Source organism: Bradyrhizobium ferriligni, from assembly GCF_056837965.1.
The window spans coordinates 21,487-40,224 of the sequence record NZ_JBXEJO010000024.1 but is presented as its reverse complement, the minus strand read 5'-3'; the positions used below and the strand labels follow the sequence as shown (position 1 = coordinate 40,224).

General features: G+C 64.9%; 17 protein-coding genes. 5 read left to right on the top strand and 12 right to left on the bottom strand.

The features are described from left to right. Positions 1-8 precede the first annotated feature (8 nt). Positions 9-1,016 carry an aldo/keto reductase gene (locus AC1VNY_RS16200; RefSeq protein WP_482405906.1) on the bottom strand — a complete coding sequence of 336 codons (1,008 nt, stop codon included), beginning with the start codon at positions 1,014-1,016 and terminating at the stop codon, positions 9-11. Positions 1,017-1,137: 121 nt separating this feature from the next. Between AC1VNY_RS16200 and AC1VNY_RS16195 the strand changes: the two genes are divergently transcribed. Further along, positions 1,138-2,049 carry a LysR family transcriptional regulator gene (locus AC1VNY_RS16195; protein WP_482405905.1) on the top strand — a complete coding sequence of 304 codons (912 nt, stop codon included), beginning with the start codon at positions 1,138-1,140 and terminating at the stop codon, positions 2,047-2,049. Between the two features lie 498 nt (positions 2,050-2,547). On the opposite strand, the gene AC1VNY_RS16190 is transcribed toward AC1VNY_RS16195, so the two are convergent. Then, complete coding sequence (locus AC1VNY_RS16190; protein ID WP_304497889.1) at positions 2,548-3,552, bottom strand: 2-hydroxyacid dehydrogenase; 1,005 nt, start codon at positions 3,550-3,552, stop codon at positions 2,548-2,550. A 345-nt stretch (positions 3,553-3,897) separates the two neighbouring features. On the opposite strand from AC1VNY_RS16190, the gene AC1VNY_RS16185 reads away from it, so the two are divergent. Next, positions 3,898-4,425 (top strand): SH3 domain-containing protein, encoded by a 528-nt coding sequence (locus AC1VNY_RS16185; RefSeq protein ID WP_482405942.1) that lies wholly within the window; start codon positions 3,898-3,900, stop codon positions 4,423-4,425. A 129-nt stretch (positions 4,426-4,554) separates the two neighbouring features. Here the strand turns inward: AC1VNY_RS16185 and irrA are convergent, their stop codons facing one another. Next, positions 4,555-5,046, bottom strand: coding sequence for an iron response transcriptional regulator IrrA (gene irrA / locus AC1VNY_RS16180; RefSeq protein WP_026192029.1), 492 nt, complete (start codon positions 5,044-5,046; stop codon positions 4,555-4,557). 328 nt (positions 5,047-5,374) lie between these two features. Between irrA and fabA the strand changes: the two genes are divergently transcribed. The 3 genes from fabA to fabV all read left to right on the top strand — a co-directional run bounded on the left by fabA (position 5,375) and on the right by fabV (position 8,414). Next, the gene (gene fabA, locus AC1VNY_RS16175; RefSeq protein ID WP_304497888.1) at positions 5,375-5,896 is read left to right on the top strand and encodes a 3-hydroxyacyl-[acyl-carrier-protein] dehydratase FabA; all 522 of its coding nucleotides are present in this window, start codon (positions 5,375-5,377) and stop codon (positions 5,894-5,896) included. Between the two features lie 43 nt (positions 5,897-5,939). After that, positions 5,940-7,163: a beta-ketoacyl-ACP synthase I gene (gene fabB / locus AC1VNY_RS16170; protein ID WP_038382610.1), complete on the top strand. Its 1,224-nt coding sequence runs from the start codon at positions 5,940-5,942 to the stop codon at positions 7,161-7,163. Between the two features lie 78 nt (positions 7,164-7,241). Beyond that, positions 7,242-8,414 carry an enoyl-ACP reductase FabV gene (gene fabV, locus AC1VNY_RS16165; RefSeq protein ID WP_482405904.1) on the top strand — a complete coding sequence of 391 codons (1,173 nt, stop codon included), beginning with the start codon at positions 7,242-7,244 and terminating at the stop codon, positions 8,412-8,414. 266 nt (positions 8,415-8,680) lie between these two features. Here fabV and AC1VNY_RS16160 read toward each other — a convergent pair whose 3' ends face one another. The 9 genes from AC1VNY_RS16160 to AC1VNY_RS16120 form a co-directional block, all read right to left on the bottom strand. After that, positions 8,681-9,277, bottom strand: coding sequence for a glutathione S-transferase family protein (locus tag AC1VNY_RS16160; protein WP_482405903.1), 597 nt, complete (start codon positions 9,275-9,277; stop codon positions 8,681-8,683). Continuing rightward, a complete protein-coding gene (locus AC1VNY_RS16155; RefSeq protein WP_482405902.1) occupies positions 9,274-9,750 on the bottom strand; it encodes a GNAT family N-acetyltransferase in 477 nt (158 codons plus the stop codon). The genes AC1VNY_RS16160 and AC1VNY_RS16155 overlap by 4 nt, the downstream gene beginning before the upstream one ends. 127 nt (positions 9,751-9,877) lie before the next feature. After that, positions 9,878-10,612 carry a superoxide dismutase gene (locus AC1VNY_RS16150; protein WP_038382606.1) on the bottom strand — a complete coding sequence of 245 codons (735 nt, stop codon included), beginning with the start codon at positions 10,610-10,612 and terminating at the stop codon, positions 9,878-9,880. Positions 10,613-10,816: 204 nt separating this feature from the next. Further along, positions 10,817-12,973, bottom strand: a complete 2,157-nt coding sequence (pnp, locus tag AC1VNY_RS16145) for a polyribonucleotide nucleotidyltransferase (RefSeq protein WP_028343916.1) — start codon at positions 12,971-12,973, stop codon at positions 10,817-10,819. Positions 12,974-13,287: 314 nt separating this feature from the next. Beyond that, positions 13,288-13,557 carry a 30S ribosomal protein S15 gene (gene rpsO / locus AC1VNY_RS16140; protein ID WP_016844725.1) on the bottom strand — a complete coding sequence of 90 codons (270 nt, stop codon included), beginning with the start codon at positions 13,555-13,557 and terminating at the stop codon, positions 13,288-13,290. Positions 13,558-13,559: 2 nt separating this feature from the next. Beyond that, the gene (gene truB, locus AC1VNY_RS16135) at positions 13,560-14,669 is read right to left on the bottom strand and encodes a tRNA pseudouridine(55) synthase TruB (protein ID WP_482405901.1); all 1,110 of its coding nucleotides are present in this window, start codon (positions 14,667-14,669) and stop codon (positions 13,560-13,562) included. Further along, on the bottom strand, positions 14,669-15,079 hold the full coding sequence (gene rbfA, locus AC1VNY_RS16130) for a 30S ribosome-binding factor RbfA (RefSeq protein WP_028343913.1): 411 nt from the start codon (positions 15,077-15,079) through the stop codon (positions 14,669-14,671). The genes truB and rbfA overlap by 1 nt, the downstream gene beginning before the upstream one ends. Positions 15,080-15,236: 157 nt before the next feature. Continuing rightward, the gene (infB, locus tag AC1VNY_RS16125; RefSeq protein ID WP_482405900.1) at positions 15,237-17,942 is read right to left on the bottom strand and encodes a translation initiation factor IF-2; all 2,706 of its coding nucleotides are present in this window, start codon (positions 17,940-17,942) and stop codon (positions 15,237-15,239) included. A gap of 107 nt (positions 17,943-18,049) precedes the next feature. After that, complete coding sequence (locus tag AC1VNY_RS16120) at positions 18,050-18,736, bottom strand: RNA-binding protein (protein WP_028343911.1); 687 nt, start codon at positions 18,734-18,736, stop codon at positions 18,050-18,052. Positions 18,737-18,738: the final 2 nt, after the last annotated feature.

Here is an 18,738-nt window from a genome sequence, read left to right as displayed (position 1 = left end):
TGCCGCCGTTACCTGGTGGCCGGCTTCTCGCTGTCGAGATGCGCCATCTGCTCGGCCGCATAGCGCGTGCCGGCCGCGATATCCGGCGGGAAGGCTTTCGCCAGTGCCGCGAGATGAGCTTGCGTCAGCGTTAGTTCGGTCGCGCCGAGTGCTTCGGTGAGACGGTTGCGGGTGCGGGCGCCGACCAGCGGCACGATCTCCTTGCCCTGCGCCGCGACCCAGGCGATCGCGACCTGCGCCGGCGTTGCTCCGATCTCGGCGGCAATGGCGCGCAACTGCTCCACCAGCGCGAGATTGGCATCGAGGTTCGCGCCCTGGAAGCGCGGCGTCATCAGCCGGTAGTCCCTGCCGATCTTGCCGGACTCCTTCGACCAGTGGCCGCTGATCAGCCCGCGCGCCAGCACGCCGTAGGCCGTGATGCCGATGCCGAGCTCGCGGCAGGTCGTCAGGATGTCGCGCTCGATGCCACGCTCGATCAGCGAGTATTCGATCTGGAGATCGACGATCGGATGCACGGCATGCGCACGGCGGATGGTGTCGGAGCCGACCTCGGACAGGCCGATATGTCTGATGTAGCCGGACTTCACCAGATCGGCGAGGCCGCCGATCGTCTCCTCGATCGGAACGTTGGGATCAAGACGTGCCGGACGGTAGATGTCGATGTAGTCGGTGCCGAGACGTTGCAGCGAATAGGCGAGGAAATTTTTCGTCGCGGCCGGCCGGGTGTCCATTCCGGCGAATTCACCCGCGGGGCCGCGGAGCGCGCCGAACTTGACGCTGATCTGCAGCCGGTCGCGCGCGACGTCCTTCAGGGCTTCGCGCACCAGCATCTCGTTGTGGCCCATGGCGTAGAAGTCGCCGGTATCCAGCAGCGTGATGCCGGCATCGAGCGCCGCGTGCACCGTGGCGATGCTCTCGCCGCGATCGGCCGGGCCATAGACCTCGGACATGCCCATGCAGCCGAGGCCGAGGGCCGAGACGGTGGGCCCGGTTGAGCCGAGTTTGCGTGTGTCCATGTGGATGTTCCTCGAACGTTTGCGGCGGAGAATCCGTCGCCAAATGCCGAGGTGATATGGGCCGGTCGGTTTCGGACGATAAGCTGGACAATCGCGAATAGCTTGTTCACTATATCGAACAATGCAGGAATTCGACCTTCGCGACCTCGACGCCTTCGTGGCGGTGGCGCGCACGCGCAATTTCCGGCGTGCCGCGCTCGAGCAGCGCGTCTCGGTCTCCAGCCTCAGCCAGCGCCTGCGCGACATGGAAGAGCGGCTCGGCGTCCGCCTGATGAACCGCACCACCCGCAGCGTCGCGCTGACGGAAGCCGGCGAACTGCTGCTGGCCCGCGTCGCGCCCGCCATGGTCAACGTCGCCGATGCGATCACGGAGGTGCGCGGCCTGCGCGCCGAGCCGTCGGGGCGGTTGCGCATCAACGCGCCGCCGCCCGCGGTCGATCTGGTGCTGGCGCCGATGATCGCGCCGTTCCTCGCCAGATATCCGCGGGTCGATCTCGACGTCGTCGCGGAGAGTGCGTTCGTCGACATCGTCGCGCAGGGCTTTGACGCCGGCGTGCGTTACGGCGAGCACCTGGCGCAGGACATGGTCGCGGTCCCGCTCGGCGCGCCGCAACGTTACGCGATCGTGGCGTCCAGTGCGTATGTCGCAAAGCACGGCCGGCCGATGCATCCGAAGGATCTGCTGGCGCACCCCTGCATCCGCAGCCGCTTCAGCAACGGCGTGATGTTCGATTGGGAGTTCGAGAAGAACGGCCGCGTGGTGAAGATTTCGCCGCCGGCCAAGCTGACCGCGACCCATCTCGGCCTTGCGCTGCGCGCAGTCCATGACGGCGTCGGCTACTGGGCGACGTTCGAGGGTTATGTCCGCTATGGCGTCAAATCCGGCGCACTGGTCAGCGTGCTCGACGACTGGTGCCCGCCGTTCGACGGACCGTTCCTCTATTATCCGAGCCGCCGTCAGCCGCCGCCCGCGCTCGCCGCGTTCGTGTCGTTCGTCGCCGACTGGCGCAAGCAGGCGCGGCGGAAGAGATAGGTCGAGCTCTCACCACATCGTCGTCCCGGCCTTGAGCCGGGACCCATAACCACAGCTCTCACGATTGCGAAGGCTGGAGCTCCAGCTCAGCGCAACCATGAACAGCGCTGGTTATGGGTCCCTGCTTTCGCAGGGACGACACCGAATGCGTGATTACAGCATGCGCCTCGCCGGCCGCACCGGCTACTTTGCATGGGGTTGTTTTCGATATTTTGGCGGTGCCGTAGCCCGGATGCAGCGAAGCGCAATCCGGGGGCGGTCCGTCCGCGGATACAGGCCCCGGATTGCGTTGCGCTCCATCCGGGCCGCAAATCTCTCTTCCCCTTCCCCCTGAAAGGGGAAAGGTCGAGATGGGGGTCAGCCACACGCACCGTCGCTCGTGGAGAGAGATGATCCCCACCCGCTTTGCTCTGGCGAGCAAAGCGACCTCCCCTTTTCAAGGGGAGGTTGGAGCTGCGTGGCGTAGATGGAGCGCGGCGTAATCCCGGCTACGAGCACTTACAGCATGCTCGGCAGCACGCGATCCGGCGGCTTGTGGGCGTCGAGGAAGGTTCGGATGTTGATGATCACCTTCTCGCCCATCTCGACGCGGCCTTCGATGGTGGCCGAGCCCATATGCGGCAGCAGCGTCACCTTGCCGGCCCGGGCGAGCCGCACCAGCTTGGGGTTCACCGCGGGCTCGTGCTCATAGACGTCGAGGGCTGCGCCGCCGATATCGCCGGCTTCGATCAGCTTGATCAGCGTGTCCTCGTCGATCACCTCGCCGCGCGCGGTGTTGACGACATAGGCCTCCTTGCGGATCAGCTTGAGCCGCCGCGCCGAGAGCAGGTGATAGGTCGCCGGCGTGTGCGGGCAGTTCACCGATATGATGTCCATCCGCGCCAGCATCTGGTCGAGGCTTTCCCAATAGGTCGCCCCGAGCTCTTCGGCGATCATGGGCGCCACTGGGCGGCGGTTGTGATAGTGGATCTGCAGGCCGAAGGCGCGGGCACGGCGCGCCACCGCCTGGCCGATGCGGCCCATGCCGACGATGCCGAGCCGTTTGCCGCCGATGCGGTGGCCGAGCATCCAGGTCGGCGACCAGCCCGCCCAGTGCTGCTTGCCTTCGGTCAGGATCGAGGCGCCCTCGATCATCCGGCGCGGCACCGCAAGGATCAGCGCCATGGTCATGTCGGCGGTGTCCTCGGTCAGCACCTTCGGGGTGTTGGTCACCGTGATGCCGCGGGCATGCGCCGCGGCGACGTCGATATTGTCGACGCCATTGCCGAAATTGGCGATCATCTTCAGCTTGCAGTCGGGCTGATTGATCACATCCTCGCGGACCATGTCGGTCACGGTCGGCACCAGCACGTCGGCGGTTCGCGCCGCCTCGGCGATCTGCTCCGGCGTCATCGGCGTGTCGTCGAGATTCAATCTGGCGTCGAACAGCTCGCGCATCCGGGTCTCGATCGAGTCCGGCAGCTTGCGGGTGACGACGACGAGAGGCTTTTTCTTCACCGACATGTCCTGCTTTCATGGGGCGCGCGGCGTGCCAAAAAACAAACCGTTCAGGCCTCATTAACCCGGTTGTTCGACACTGCTGATAGCCGCGCTGCCCGGCGTTTCCTTCGCGTTTCCTAGGGTTCCCGATACTTGCCCCGGCTTTTCGCCAAGGCGAAACAACGGGAAATTCGGGTGTTCTGGCTCTCAGGCGTTCCGTCCTCTCTAGCAGAAGGCCGGGCCAAGACAAGAACCCCCGGACTTGCTGTGCGGGAGCGAACGGGCGCAGGCGCAGGGGGCCTTCGGGCGTGGTTGGGGTTGCAGTGCGCCGGATGCGGGTTAGGCATCTCGGCAGGAGACGAGTTGATGGTGGCGTTCTGGCGTTTCAGTTCATTGGTGGCGCTGGTCGGAAGCATGCTGAGTGCGTCGGTCATGCCCGGACATTCCGCCAAGGATTTGAGCCCCACCACCAGCGGCCTGCCGATCCCGCGCTATGTCAGCCTGAAGTCGGATCATGTGAACGTCCGGGCCGGCCCGACCAAGGACAATGACGTCGCCTGGGTATACACGCGGTCGGGGCTGCCGGTCGAAATCACCGCCGAGTTCGAGAATTGGCGCCGGGTGCGCGATTCCGAGGGCGCCGAAGGCTGGGTCTATCATTCCCTGCTGTCCGGCCGCCGCACCGCCGTCGTCACAATGAAGAACAAGGACGATCTGGCCTCGCTGTACGATCGTCCCGATGCCACCAGCGCCGTCGCGGCGCGCCTGCAGGCCGGCGTCGTCGCGCAGGTGAAGAAATGCGGCAACAACTGGTGCCGGGTCACCGGCAACGGCTTCGACGGCTGGATCGAGCAGCAGCGCCTCTGGGGCGTCTACGCCGACGAGAAGGTGGACTGAGGTTTGTCGTCCCTGCGAAAGCAGGGACCCATACCGCGTGATTTATCGTTGGCGCGCGGTAGGAGACGCCCTTAACCAGCAACCAAGATTTGTGGTTATGGGTCCCTGCTTTCGCAGGGACGACAGAACTCAGCGCTTCTTGCGCAGCCGCACGACCATGTCGACGCGGGAGATCTCGTAGCCTTCGGGCACGTCGGGCATTTTCGACAGCACGAGGTTCGGGTCGGGAATGTCGACCAGCTCGTGGTTGTGCTCGAGATAGAAGTGGTGATGCGTCGACACGTTGGTGTCGAAATAGGTTTTCGTGCCGTCGACGCTGACCTGGCGCAGCAGGCCGGCATCGGTCAGCTGGTTCAGGGTGTTGTAGACGGTCGCCAGCGACACCGGAACCTTGGCCAGCGTGGCTTCCTCGTACAGCATTTCAGCGGTCAGGTGGCGGGCACCCTTGCCGAACAGCAGCCAGCCCAGCGCCATGCGCTGGCGGGTCGGCCGCAGGCCGGCAGACTGCAACATTTCGTTGACGTCATGCCACGGACAGCCGGTCAGGGCAGGGTGGTGCCCAGCGCCCCGGGCAGCCGGGTGCACGGCATCATCATTCACAGCCGGTACTTCCTCGTTCATATCCACTCTATGCACCCAACTCAGGCAATATTCCTCATAAATATAAAAAGGATGCCTATCAGATGCAAGTTTTTCGCAACTAGAACGAATCCAAGCTGCGGTAGAAACCTAAGGAGAAGCGGTCATTTATCATCGGAATGCCGCTTTGCCGCCCAGTTAGCCGTATGTTAGAGAGCGCGCGGACCACATATGCGCTTTCGGCAGAGATAACAGGCCGTAGCGTACCCAGGTAGCGCCAAGATGCGGGACGGGTTATTCCGGTTCCCGTGGGTAGATCAAGGTCCGACCAAGCAAAGCGCTTCATCGGGACATCAGAGGTGGAAAGAGGATGCTGGATCGGCGCGGCGGTTACGAATACGAGGATTTGCTGGCTTGCGGGCGGGGCGAGCTTTTCGGTCCCGGCAACGCCCAGTTGCCGCTGCCGCCGATGCTGATGTTCGATCGCATCAGCCAGATTTCGGAAAATGGCGGCGAGTACGGCAAGGGGCTGGTGCGCGCCGAGCTCGAGGTGAAACCGGATCTCTGGTTCTTCGGCTGTCATTTCAAGAACGATCCGGTGATGCCGGGCTGCCTCGGCCTCGATGCCATGTGGCAAATGGTCGGCTTTTACCTCGGCTGGATCGGTGGCGAAGGTCGTGGCCGCGCGCTCGGCCTCGGCGAGCTGAAGTTCTCCGGACAGGTGCTGCCGCACGCGCGCAAGGTTGTGTACAACATCGATATCAAGCGCGTGATGCGGTCAAAGCTCGTGCTTGGAATTGCCGATGGGTGGCTTTCCATGGACGACGAGATTATCTATCGCGCCAAGGACTTGAAGGTCGGTTTGTTCAAGCAGGGCACGGCGCCATCTTGAGCAGGATCATCATGCGGCAACATAAAGGCAGGGCGAGGCGAACATGAGGCGGGTTGTCATCACGGGGATGGGGATTGTCTCGTCCATCGGTAACAACACCCAGGAAGTGCTTGCGAGCCTCTACGAGGCGAAGTCGGGCATTTCGCGCGCGGAGAAGGCCGCCGAACTCGGCTTCCGTTCGCAGGTGCACGGTGCGCCGACACTCAATCCTGCCGAGGTGATCGATCGCCGCGCGATGCGGTTCCTTGCCGAAGGTGCGGCGTGGAATCACGTTGCGATGGAACAGGCGATCCGCGACTCCGGCCTCGAGGAGAATGAAGTCTCCAACATCCGCACCGGCATCATCATGGGATCCGGTGGTCCGTCGACGCGCACGCTGGTGGAGGCCGCCGACATCGCGCGCGCCAAGGGCCCGAAGCGCGTCGGTCCGTTCGCGGTGCCGAAGGGCATGTCCTCGACCGCGTCGGCGACGCTCGCGACCTGGTTCAAGATCAAGGGCGTGAACTATTCGATCTCGTCGGCCTGCGCGACGTCGAACCACTGCATCGGCAACGCCTATGAGACGATCCAGATCGGCAAGCAGGATGTCATCTTCGCCGGCGGCTGCGAGGAACTCGACTGGACGCTGTCGGTGCTGTTCGACGCCATGGGCGCGATGTCCTCGAAATACAACGACACGCCGGCCACCGCCTCGCGCCCCTACGATCTCAACCGCGACGGCTTCGTCATCGCCGGCGGCGCGGGTGTCGTGGTGCTGGAAGAGCTCGAGCGCGCCAAGGCGCGCGGCGCCAGGATCTATGCCGAGGTCGTCGGCTACGGCGCGACCTCCGACGGTTACGACATGGTGGCGCCGTCGGGCGAGGGCGCCGAGCGCTGCATGCGCATGGCGATGTCGACGGTGAACACGCCGGTCGATTACATCAATCCGCACGCCACTTCGACGCCCGCCGGGGATCCGCCGGAGATCGAGGCGATCCGCAAGGTGTTCGGCACCGGCGACAAGTGCCCGCCGATCTCGGCCACCAAGGCGCTGACCGGCCACTCGCTCGGCGCCACCGGCGTGCAGGAAGCGATCTATTCGCTGCTGATGCTGAACAACGGCTTCATCTGCGAGAGCGCACATATCACCGAACTCGATCCGGTGTTTGCCGACATGCCGATCGTGCGCAAGCGCATCGACAACGTCAAGCTCAACACCGTGCTGTCGAACTCGTTCGGCTTCGGCGGCACCAACGCCACGCTGGTGTTCAGGCGGCTTGACGCGTGATTTCGCCTCTCCTCGCTTGCTGAGGGAGGCCCGCAGGCAGCGAATGGGAACAGTGCAACGATCCGGAATGGGGTGGGAATGATTATTGAACCGCGCGTGCGAGGCTTCATCTGCACGACGGCACATCCCGTCGGCTGCGCCACGAATGTCCGCGAACAGATCGCCTATGTTCTGAAGCAGGGCCCGGTCGCCGACTGCCCGAAGCGGGTTGCCGTGCTGGGCTGCTCGACGGGGTATGGCCTCGCGAGCCGCATCGTCGCGACCTTCGCCGGCGGCGCTGACACCATCGGCGTGTCGCTGGAGCGCGAGCCGTCGGAAAAGAGAAGCGCCAGCGCTGGCTGGTACAACAACCGCGCCTTCGAGATCGAGGCCCAGAAGATCGGACGATCGCCGCTCACGCTCGAAGGCGACGCCTTCTCCGACGAGCTGAAGGCGACCTTCATCGAGCGGGTGCGCGAGAAATTCGGACAGCTCGATCTGCTGGTCTACAGCATGGCGGCTCCGGTCCGGACCGATCCCGACACCGGCAAGACCTATCGTTCGGTGATCAAGCCGCTGGGCGCCCCGGTCGAGATCAAGACGCTCGACACCGAGACCGGTGAGGTGTTCCAGACGACGCTCGAGCCGGCGAGCGAGGAGCAAACCGCGGCCACCGTCGCGGTGATGGGCGGCGACGACTGGAAGCGCTGGATCGATCAACTCGCGGATGCTGGCGTGCTGGCGCCGGGCTTCCAGACGCTCAACTACACCTATATCGGCAGCGAACTGACCTGGCCGATCTACTGGAACGGCACGCTCGGCCGCGCCAAGGTCGATCTCGACAGCAAGGCAGAAGCGATCCGGGGTCGGCTCGGTGCGGATGCGGCCCGCGTCGTGGCGCTGAAGGCCGTGGTCACCCAGGCGAGCTCGGCGATACCGGTGGTGCCGCTCTACGGCACGGTGCTGTTCAAGGTCATGAAACAGCTCGGTCTCCATGAAGGCTGCATCGAGCAGATCGACCGCCTGTTCCGGGCGAAGCTCGGTAAGGGCGTCGCGCTCGATGACGCGCAGCGCGTCAGGGTCGACGACTGGGAGCTTTCGCCCGAAGTGCAGACGGAAGTGTCGCGGCGCTGGCCTCTGCTCACCACCGAGACGCTCGGCGAACTGGCGGACCTCGGCGAGTACAAGAGTCAGTTTTTGCGCCTGTTCGGCTTCGGCATCGACGGCGTCGACTACACGCAGGACGTCGATCCCCGCGTCGTGCCGGGTTAAGCCGTTCGGAAAACTGCGTGAGCGGTTACAGACCGGCCTGCTCCTTCCCCCTGAAAGGGGGAAGGTCGGGATGGGGGTCAGCCGCAGGCGATGCTGCTAGCGGAGAGAGTTGATCCCCACCCGCTTTGCCCTGGCGAGCAAAGCGACCCCCCTTTTCAAGGGGAGGTTAGTAGCCCGGATGGAGCGAAGCGCAATCCGGGACAATCCCTCTGCGGAGGAGGGCCCCGGATTTCGCTTCGCTCCATCCGGGCTACAAGATCCGACGCTCACCCCGCCGCGATCTTCTCTGCGCGTTGGAACGCAGGCCGGGCCACGCAGCGGTCGATATAGGCCGCGAACGACGGCCGCGGCGGCACCATCTTGAACACGCGCACCGCAAAGTTCAGTCCGGCGCCGATCGCGATGTCGGCGGCGGAGAATTGGTCGCCGAGGATCCACGGCCCCTTCTGCAACTCGGTGTCGAGCACGTCGAACACCTGCGCGGCGCTGCCCCATGCCGCGGTGCTGGTCGGCACCTCGAGCTTGGTGAAGAGCTGGATCAGCGCCGGCTCGATGCAGCTCGGCGAGAAGAACAGCCACTGCAGATAGCGCGCCCGCTTCGGGTCCGTCGCTGCCGGTGCGAGTTTGGTCTCGGGATAGCGGTCGGCGATATAGGCGCAGATCGCGGCGGCCTCGGCGAGCTGCGCGTCGCCGTCGGTCAGCGCCGGCACCTTGCCCATCGGATTGATCTTGAGGAAATCCGGCGATTTCTGCGCGCCGGTGCTGATGTCGGTCAGCACCCGTTCGTATGGCAGACCGGATTCCTCCAGCAGCCAGATGGCGGAGAACGAGCGCGAGCGCGGCGACCAGTACAGCTTGATCATGGCTTGGCCTCTGATGTGCGGTTTGTTCTCGTCCACCGATAGTGCTTCATCATGAAGCCGGTGACCGGATTGGGCGCTTCCTTCTCGAACACAAAGCCTTCGCGCTCGTACCAGCGCCAGGCCTTCTCATTCTCGCGGACGCATTTCAGCCGGATCTCGTCGGGCATCTGCCGGCGGGCGAAGGCGAGCAGCTGACGTCCCAGGCTCATGCCCTGATAGGCGGGCACGACCATCAGCTGGTCGAGCAGCGAGGTCGGCAGGTGCAGCGCCAGCATGGCGGCGATGCTGCCGCGATCATCGGCCACGAACAGGCTCCAGCCGCCCGCGATCTCGCGCGGCAGGCGGGCACGCAGATCGTTCAACAAACTGTCGCTGGCTTGCGAGAGCCCGGTCGAGGCCCAGCTCGCCATCCAGGCGCGCGCGATCGCGTCATGTTCGTCGGAACGTGCAGGGCGGATGGTCGGCGGCGTCATCGTCGATCCTCACGGCGTTCGACACCGGCGGTGCGACGCTGTGGATACATAAAGGTGAAAGCCCCGCGAAGCGATCGCGGAGCTTTCGAAGGTAACGCAGTTCCTCGCGACCGGCGAGCCCGGCGGCTCACACGCCGAGCGTCCCGGCCTTCGCCGCCGCATAGCGCTCGGCCACGGCCTTCCAGTTCACCGTATTCCACCACGCCTTGAGATAATCGGGGCGGCGGTTCTGGTAGGTCAGATAATAGGCGTGCTCCCAGACATCGTTGCCGAGCAGCGCGCGCTTGCCGTCCATGATCGGATTGTCCTGGTTCGGCCGCGTCTCGATCGCGAGATTGCCATCCTTGGTGACGGTGACGAACACCCAGCCGGAGCCGAACACGCGCCCGCCGGCGGCGTTGAAATCGGTCTGGAATTTCTCCATGCCGCCGAGGTCGCGATCGATCGCGGCGAGCACCTCGCCGTCCGCCTTGCCGCCGTTCGGTCCCATGATCTGCCAGAACATGGTGTGGTTGGCGTGGCCGCCCATGTTGTTGCGCACGCCGGTGCGGATCGCGTCCGGCACGCTGCCGAGATTGGCGAGTACCTCGACGACCGGCTTCTCGGCGATCTGCGGATTGTCCTTGGCGAAATTGTTGAGGTTGGTGACATAGGCCTGATGATGCCGGTCGTGATGGATCTCCATCGTCTTGGCATCGATATGCGGCTCCAGCGCATTGGTGGGATAGGTCAGCGGATCGATCTTGAATGGTCCGGCCGGGGCCTGCGCCGTGGCCTGCGCGAACGCAGCGCGCGACGAGGCGGCGGCCGCAGCGATGCCGCCTGCTGCGATGATCAAATGGCGTCGGGACATCGAGGACATCGTGGTTCTCCGTGCTGGGAAAGCATCCTGATGTTAGGCCCGAGTTGTGAACGGGTTCCAACGAATCCCGATCACAATGCCGGGTCAAAACCGCGCATGCCGATCAGCGGAGATTGATTTGCGGCCGACCTCGGCAAACCAAAAAGGGCGGCCCCGGGGCCGCCCTTTTCGTAACAGTCGATTTGCCGGTCGATTGGCCTGGGCTTACTCGCCGGCAGCTTCGCGCGGTGCCGCAGCCTCGGTCTTCTGCGTGGCCTCGAGGTCCTCGCCGGTCGTCTGGTCGACGGCCTTCATCGACAGGCGGGTCTTGCCGCGATCGTCGAAGCCGAGCAGCTTGACCTTGACCTTGTCGCCTTCCTTGACGACGTCGGAGGTCTTCTGCACGCGGTTGGCCGCGAGCTGGCTGATGTGGACGAGGCCGTCCTTGGCGCCGAAGAAGTTCACGAACGCGCCGAACTCCATCACCTTGACGACGGTGCCCTCGTAGATCTGGCCGACCTCCGGATCGGAGGCGATCGACTTGATCCACTTGATCGCAGCCTTCATCGCCTCGCCATCGTTGGAGGCGACCTTCACGGTGCCGTCGTCCTCGATGTTGACCTTGGCGCCGGTCTTCTCGACGATCTCGCGGATCACCTTGCCGCCGGTGCCGATCACTTCGCGGATCTTGTCGGTGGCGATCTTGAAGGTCTCGATGCGCGGTGCGTATTCGCCGAGCTCGGCGCGCGCCGCGGTCAGCGCCTTGGCCATCTCGCCGAGGATGTGGATGCGCCCTTCCTTGGCCTGGCCAAGCGCAACCTTCATGATCTCCTCGGTGATGCCCTCGATCTTGATGTCCATCTGGAGCGAGGTGATGCCCTGGTCGGTGCCGGCGACCTTGAAGTCCATGTCGCCGAGATGATCCTCGTCACCGAGGATGTCCGACAGCACCGCGAAACGCTGACCTTCGAGGATCAGGCCCATGGCGATACCGGCGGTCGGCCGCTTCAGCGGCACGCCGGCGTCCATCAGCGACAGCGAGGCGCCGCAGACCGAAGCCATCGAGGACGAGCCGTTCGACTCGGTGATCTCGGAGACCACGCGGATCGTGTACGGGAACTCGTGGTGCGGCGGCAGCACCGGGTGGATCGCGCGCCAGGCGAGCTTGCCGTGGCCGATCTCGCGACGCTTGGTGCCGCCGAGGCGGCCGGTCTCGCCGACCGAGTAGGGCGGGAAGTTGTAGTGCAGCAGGAACGTTTCCTTGTAGGTCCCCGACAGTGCATCGATGTACTGCTCGTCCTCGCCGGTGCCGAGCGTGGTCACGACCATCGCCTGGGTTTCACCGCGGGTGAACAGCGCCGAGCCGTGGGCGCGCGGCAGCACGCCGGCTTCGGCGATGATGTTGCGCACGGTCTTGGCGTCGCGGCCGTCGATGCGCTTGCCGGTGTCGAGGATGTTCCAGCGAACGATCTTGGCTTCCAGTTCCTTGAACACGCCGGCGACGCGGAGCTTGTCGTATTTCGGCTCCTGGCCTTCCGGGAAGAAGTGCGCCAGCACCTTCTCCTTGACGGCGCCGACCGCGGCATAGCGTTCCTGCTTGACCGGGATCGCGTAGGCATTGCGGAGCTCCTGCTCGGCGATGCCGAGCATCTCCTTCTCGATCTCCGAATTGTCGATCGTGGTGACTTCGCGCGGCTCCTTGGCGGCCTTCTCGGCGAGCTCGATGATCGCGTTGATGACGGGCTGGAAGTGGCGGTGGCCGAACATGACCGCGCCGAGCATCACGTCTTCGTTGAGCTCCTTGGCTTCCGATTCCACCATCAGCACGGCGTCGGCGGTGCCGGCGACGACGAGATCGAGCTGGGTCTCGGTCATCTCGTCGAGCGTCGGGTTGAGCACGTATTCGTCATTGGCAAAGCCGACGCGCGCAGCGCCGATCGGGCCCTTGAACGGCGCGCCCGACAGGGTCAGGGCGGCGGAGGCGGCGACCAGCGAGACGATGTCCGGATCGTTCTCCATGTCGTGCGACAGGACGGTGACGATCACCTGGGTCTCGTTGCGCCAGCCGTCGACGAACAGCGGACGGATCGGGCGGTCGATCAGGCGGGAGACCAGCGTCTCCTTCTCGGTCGGACGGCCTTCGCGCTTGAAATAGCCGCCGGGAATGCGGCCGGCCGCGTAGGTCTTCTCCTGGTAGTCGACCGTGAGCGGCAGGAAGTCGACGCCTTCGCGCGGTGCCTTCGCCGCGACGACGGTGGCAAGCACCACGGTCTCGCCGTAGGTCGCCATCACGGCGCCGTCGGCCTGGCGGGCGATCTTGCCGGTTTCAAGTTTGAGGGGACGTCCACCCCAGTCGATCTCGACGGAATGCGTATTGAACATTTCGGTCTTCTTTCATGGTTTCACGAAAGCATGGCGCCCTGAAACACAAAGACCATGCCAAGACGGCGAGACACTGACACGCGGTTGCGATCAGTATCCGGCGATCCTGCCATGGTCCCTGGATTTCGGATGGCGTCCATCCTTTCGGTCATCTGGGCATCTTGCCCGGTCCAGCGGCCGGATTGCTGCTGGACGCTAGTTGGCATGGCACTATTGCCATGCTGCGCATGATCATCTTTCGGCAATTCGAAAGTCCGAGTTCGCGGACGACCATGCGAAAACGCGCGCGAACCCTCGCGCGCGTGCTTCTCAAATCAACGACGGATGTTGTGCTTTTCGAGCAGCGCCTTGTAGCGCGCCTCGTCCTTGCGCTTGATGTAGTCAAGCAGGGAGCGACGCGTCGACACGAGCTTCAGGAGGCCGCGGCGGGAATGGTTGTCCTTCACATGGCTCTTGAAGTGCTCGGTGAGGTTATTGATGCGTTCCGACAGGATCGCGACCTGAACCTCGGGCGAGCCGGTGTCGCCGGCTTTGTTGGCATTCGTCTTGATGACTTCCGCTTTGCGCTCTGCGGTAATCGACATCGTCAGTTACTTTCATGGTTGCGAGCCGGACCGGCAGTCAGTCCGTTCAGGTTGAACACGCGCTTGGGGATGAGTTCGCCATTGCCAATTTCGGCAAGCGCGAGAAGCCGGCCTGCCACCGTGACATAGACTGTGCCGCTGGTATTGGGCGCATCCCGTCCGCGCAACAAAACGGCCTGGCCCCTGTGGAGCCTTGCCGCATCAGCCCGTGTGACGGCCAGTGCCGGGATGTCGTCCAGCGCGGTCTCAACGGGCAAAAGCGCGTCGGCGAGGCTGCCCTCGCCAGACGCGGCTCTATTGCATAAAGCCTCCAACTGTTCCAGCGGAATCATGTCCCGTTCGGTAAACGGACCGACAAGGGTCCGCCGCAGGGCGCAGATATGGCCGAAACAGCCCAGAATCCGGCCCATATCGCGGGCCAGCGCCCGGACATAGGTTCCCTTGCCGCACTCGGCCTCGAACACGGAATGACCGTTATCTCCATGTTCCACAAGGGTTAATTCGTGGATCTCGACCGGGCGGGGCTTCAGTTCCACGGTCTCGCCGTCGCGCGCCAGGTCATAGGCCCGCTCGCCCTGCACCTTGATCGCCGAATATTGCGGCGGGATCTGCTCGATCACCCCGGTGAAGCGCGGCAAAAGCTCCCGGATCGAATCCGCGGTCGGCCGGCTCTCGCTGGTCCTGACCGGCCGCCCCTCGGTGTCGTCGGTGTCGCGCTCCTCGCCCCAGCACACCGTGAAGCGGTAGCGCTTGCGGCCGTCCATCACGAACGGCACCGTCTTGGTGGCCTCGCCCAGCGCGATCGGCAAGCCGCCGGAGGCGAGCGGATCGAGCGTGCCGGCGTGGCCGGCGCGCTTGGCCTGGAACAGGCGCTTGAGCACCGCGACCGCCTGCGTCGAGGTCATGCCGATCGGCTTGTCGAGCACCACCCAGCCGTGGACGTCGCGCTTGTCGCGGCGCGGCTGCTGGTTCTGCCTGCCCTGCTTCTGGCGCGGGTCGTTGTTGGTGCGGCGCGCATCGTCGCTGCGCTGGCCGGCAAAAGCATCCCGCTCAGCGTCGCGCGCGTCGGCATCCTTCGCGTCGATAACGCCGTTGGTCGTCATCACAGTCATCACTCGTCGTCCGAATCGGGTGCAAGGTCTCGCTGCACCGCAGGTGTCCGCAGTAGTTTCTCGATGCGCTCCGCCTCGTCGAACCGCTCGTCGACGCGGAAGCGAATGTCGGGTGCAAATTTCAGGTTGACGCGATGCGCGATCTCGCCGCGAAGGAACTTCTTGTTGCGCTCGAGCGCCGATATCACCGTGTCGGTGTCGCGGCCGCCGAGCGGCATCACATAGATCGTCGCGAGCTTCAGGTCCGGCGACATACGCACCTCGGGAACGGTGATGATGTGGCCTTCCAGATCGGGATCGTGGACCTCACCCTGTGACAGAATCTCGGCAACTGCATGGCGAACCGTTTCGCCGACGCGCAGCTGACGTTGCGATCCGCCGGGGCTGGAACTCTTCTTTTGACGGGGCATGACCTTCTTCCAAAACCGTCACGCCCGCAGGCCTTGGCCGCGGGCATCAATGTCTAGCTTTGCTTTCAATCAGACAATGCGCTGGTGGCCGGACCAAAGTCCGGCCGCGCAGTCGCATTTTCAGTTAAATGGACCCAACGCTTCGTAAGATTTGGACTTACAGAGAGCGCTGGATCGTCTCGATGCGGTAACACTCGATCACGTCGCCGACGCGCATGTCGCCGTAGTTCTCGAACGCCATGCCACACTCCTGGCCGGCGACCACTTCCTTCACTTCATCCTTGAAGCGCTTCAGCGTCGACAGCTTGCCTTCGTGCACCACCACGTTGTCGCGGATCAGGCGAACATTGGCGCCGCGTTCCACGGTGCCGTCGGTGACGCGGCAACCCGCGACCTTGCCGACCTTAGAAATGTTGAACACTTCCAGGATCTGCGCGTTGCCCAGCATGGTTTCGCGCAGCGTGGGCGCGAGCAGGCCGGACATCGCCTTTTTGATGTCATCCACGAGGTCGTAGATGATGTTGTAGTAGCGGATCTCGATGCCGTTGCGCTTGGCCGCGGCCGCCGCTTCCTTGTTGGCGCGGACCGAGAAGCCGATGATCGCGGCGTTGAAGCCTTCGGCGAGCGTGACGTCGGATTCCGAGATGCCGCCGACGCCTGCATGCAGGATGCGGGCGGCGACCTCGTCGGTGCCGAGCTTCTCGAGCGAGCCCAGGATCGCTTCCAGTGAGCCCTGCACGTCGGCCTTGACGATCAGCGGGAACTCCTTGCGGCCCGCGGTCTTGAGCTGCGACATCATCTGCTCGAGCGAGCCGCGCATGCCGGAAATCGAGGCAGCCGCGTTCTCGCGCTTCTGGTGCGCGCGGTAGCTCGTGACCTGGCGGGCGCGGGCTTCGTTCTCGACAACCGCGAGACGGTCGCCGGCTTCCGGCGGACCGTTGAAGCCGAGCACCTCGACCGGCACGGACGGACCGGCCTCTTCGAGATTCTCGCCCTGGTCGGAGATCAAGGCGCGGACACGGCCCATTTCGGCGCCGGCCACGATGATGTCGCCGATGCGCAGCGTGCCGCGCTGCACCAGCACGGTCGCGACCGGACCGCGGCCGCGATCGAGCTTGGCTTCGATCACGGTGCCTTCCGCCGGACGCTGCGAATTGGTCTTCAGGTCGAGGATTTCGGCCTGCAGCGCGATCATCTCGAGCAGCCGGTCGAGATTGGTCTTGTTCTTGGCCGAGACCTCGACGTCGACGACGTCGCCGCCGAGCGATTCGACCTGCACCTCGTGCTGGAGCAATTCGGTGCGCACGCGCTCGGGCCGCGCGTCCGGCTTGTCGATCTTGTTGATCGCCACGATCATCGGCACCTTGGCCGCCTTGGCGTGGTTGATCGCCTCGATCGTCTGCGGCATCACGCCGTCATCGGCCGCGACCACCAGCACGACGATGTCGGTGACCTTGGCGCCGCGGGCGCGCATCGCGGTGAACGCGGCGTGGCCGGGCGTATCGATGAAGGTGATCTTGGTGCCGCTCTCGGGCGACAGCACCTGATAGGCGCCGATATGCTGGGTGATGCCGCCGGCTTCGCCCGACACCACATTGGCATGGCGCAGCGCGTCGAGCAGCGAGGTCTTGCCGTGGTCGACATGGCCCATGACGGTGACCACGGGCGAACGCGGCTCGGTGTCGGTGGAATCGTCGACGACGTCGAACAGGCCTTCTTCCACGTCGGACGCGGCGACGCGCTTGACGGTGTGGCCGAGCTCTTCGGCGATCAGCTGCGCGGTGTCGGCATCGATCACGTCGGTGATCTTGTGCATCGCGCCCTGCTTCATCAGCATGCGGATGACATCGACCGCGCGCTCCGACATCCGGTTCGCGAGTTCCTGGATCGCGATCGCTTCCGGAATGACGACTTCGCGGATCAGCTTTTCCTTCTGCTCGTTTGCGGCGTGACCCTTCAGGCGCTGGGTACGGCGGCGGAACGAGGCGATCGAGCGCTCGCGCACGTCATCGGCGTTGAGCGCGGTGACGACGGTGAGGCGTCCGCGCTGCTTCTGCGGGCCGGGCTTGTGAGTGGTCTTCGGGGCCGCGACCGGACGCACGGCGCCGCCGGGGCGGCGCACCAGGCGCGGACCTTCGTCCTCGTCCGCCTCGGCGGCAACGGCCGGCGGCCGCCCCGGGGCAGCAGGCGTGCGCGCAGCAGGCGTCGTGGTCGTTGTCGGGCGGGCTGCGCCGGGCGCACGGGCGGCCGGAGCAGACGCAGGTGCGGCTCCGGCAGGCTTGGCGGGAGCAGCGGGCGCCGCACCGGGCTTGGCCTCGCCTTCGCCAAAGCGGCGCTTGGCCTCGACCTCGGCCTTGCGCTTGGCCTCTTCCTCGTGGCGATGGCGTTCCTCTTCCGCCTTGCGGCGGGCCTCGGCGGCCTCACGCTCGGCCTTCTCGGCAGCCTCGCGGACGGCGCGGCGCTTGGCTTCCTCTTCGGCTTGGCGGCGTTCTTCGATGTCGCGCTGCCGCGCGTCGGCGAGGGCGCTGGCACGCGCGGAACGCTCATCCTCGGTCAGGGTCGGCAGCACCACGCCGGAGCGGGTGTTACGCTGTTGCTGGCCGGGAGGCGGGCCCGAGGGGCGGCCGAGCGGCGGCTTGGCGGCGGGCGCCGCCGGCTTTGCAACCACGGGTTCCGGCGCATGCGCCTCGCCGGGGCCATCGCCACCGACGCGGCGCTTGCCGCGCTTCTCGACCACGACCTGCTTGGTCCGGCCGTGGCTGAAGCTCTGGCGCACGGTGCCCGTCTCGACGCGCGGCTTCAGCGACAACGTCTTGCTCGGGACACTCAAAGTCTTGTCGCCAGGGGTCTTGGTATCAACCATTCAGCAGTCCTAATCTCGTTTCGCTGTGCGTTTGCCGCACAAATCCTTCAACGTGTCGTCGTTTGCTGAGCATGACCGGTCGGAAAGACGGCGTCCGCCTTCCCGGATCACGCTCTGGAATTTCTGGCCGCTTCGGCGGTCTTGTCGTCGTCGGCCATCCGGTATCGGACCAGCATCTGGCAGCGCGACAGGAACGTCTTGCTCGCTGGGCCCGCGAGCAGCGCAGCATGTATCACATTTGACCGCCCAAGTGCCAAATCCAATTCTTCCGACGTCAAAACATTGACGACGGGGATTACCGGCGATTCACCACGTTTTTCGCCCCTTTGCCTGACGATCGCGTCCAATTTGCGGATTCCGTCCGCTGCGCCGTCGGAAGCGTGGATCAGGGCTGCAGTTTCGTTCCGGTTGAGTGCGTCCTCGACCTTGCCGAAGCCCGAAACGACCTGACCGGCCTTGGCGGCCATTGCCAGGGCCTCGGTGACGCTGCGCACCAGGAGGGTGTCGGTGTCGGTGGGGAGGGTCGGCGCGACGCGGACGTCGCGCTTGAATCCCTTGCTAAATTGGTGACGGCGGACCGCTTCCGCAACGCTGCGCCGCGATGCGGAAACCCATAATCCGCGGCCGGGCAGCTTGCGCTTCAGATCCGGGATCACCTCGCCCGTGGGCGCAATGACGAACCGGATCAGTTCGTCGATCGGACGCACCTCGCGGCTGACCGCGCACATCCGCGTGGTCGCGGACTTCTGCGTCCGCGGGCCATCGTCGAGATCGGGATCAGCCTGAGCCAGCATCC

Excerpts from the sequence above, each read along its gene's own strand:
- rpsO (WP_016844725.1), bottom strand. The coding sequence starts at position 13,557 with ATGTCGATTACCGCAGAGCGCAAAGCGGAAGTCATCAAGACGAATGCC.
- fabV (WP_482405904.1), top strand. The coding sequence starts at position 7,242 with ATGATTATTGAACCGCGCGTGCGAGGCTTCATCTGCACGACGGCACAT.
- truB (WP_482405901.1), bottom strand. The coding sequence starts at position 14,669 with ATGACTGTGATGACGACCAACGGCGTTATCGACGCGAAGGATGCCGAC.
- AC1VNY_RS16160 (WP_482405903.1), bottom strand. The coding sequence starts at position 9,277 with ATGATCAAGCTGTACTGGTCGCCGCGCTCGCGCTCGTTCTCCGCCATC.
- fabB (WP_038382610.1), top strand. The coding sequence starts at position 5,940 with ATGAGGCGGGTTGTCATCACGGGGATGGGGATTGTCTCGTCCATCGGT.
- pnp (WP_028343916.1), bottom strand. The coding sequence starts at position 12,973 with ATGTTCAATACGCATTCCGTCGAGATCGACTGGGGTGGACGTCCCCTC.
- irrA (WP_026192029.1), bottom strand. The coding sequence starts at position 5,046 with ATGAACGAGGAAGTACCGGCTGTGAATGATGATGCCGTGCACCCGGCT.
- rbfA (WP_028343913.1), bottom strand. The coding sequence starts at position 15,079 with ATGCCCCGTCAAAAGAAGAGTTCCAGCCCCGGCGGATCGCAACGTCAG.
- AC1VNY_RS16120 (WP_028343911.1), bottom strand. The coding sequence starts at position 18,736 with ATGCTGGCTCAGGCTGATCCCGATCTCGACGATGGCCCGCGGACGCAG.
- AC1VNY_RS16195 (WP_482405905.1), top strand. The coding sequence starts at position 1,138 with ATGCAGGAATTCGACCTTCGCGACCTCGACGCCTTCGTGGCGGTGGCG.
- AC1VNY_RS16150 (WP_038382606.1), bottom strand. The coding sequence starts at position 10,612 with ATGTCCTCGATGTCCCGACGCCATTTGATCATCGCAGCAGGCGGCATC.
- AC1VNY_RS16200 (WP_482405906.1), bottom strand. The coding sequence starts at position 1,016 with ATGGACACACGCAAACTCGGCTCAACCGGGCCCACCGTCTCGGCCCTC.
- AC1VNY_RS16155 (WP_482405902.1), bottom strand. The coding sequence starts at position 9,750 with ATGACGCCGCCGACCATCCGCCCTGCACGTTCCGACGAACATGACGCG.
- AC1VNY_RS16190 (WP_304497889.1), bottom strand. The coding sequence starts at position 3,552 with ATGTCGGTGAAGAAAAAGCCTCTCGTCGTCGTCACCCGCAAGCTGCCG.
- infB (WP_482405900.1), bottom strand. The coding sequence starts at position 17,942 with ATGGTTGATACCAAGACCCCTGGCGACAAGACTTTGAGTGTCCCGAGC.
- fabA (WP_304497888.1), top strand. The coding sequence starts at position 5,375 with ATGCTGGATCGGCGCGGCGGTTACGAATACGAGGATTTGCTGGCTTGC.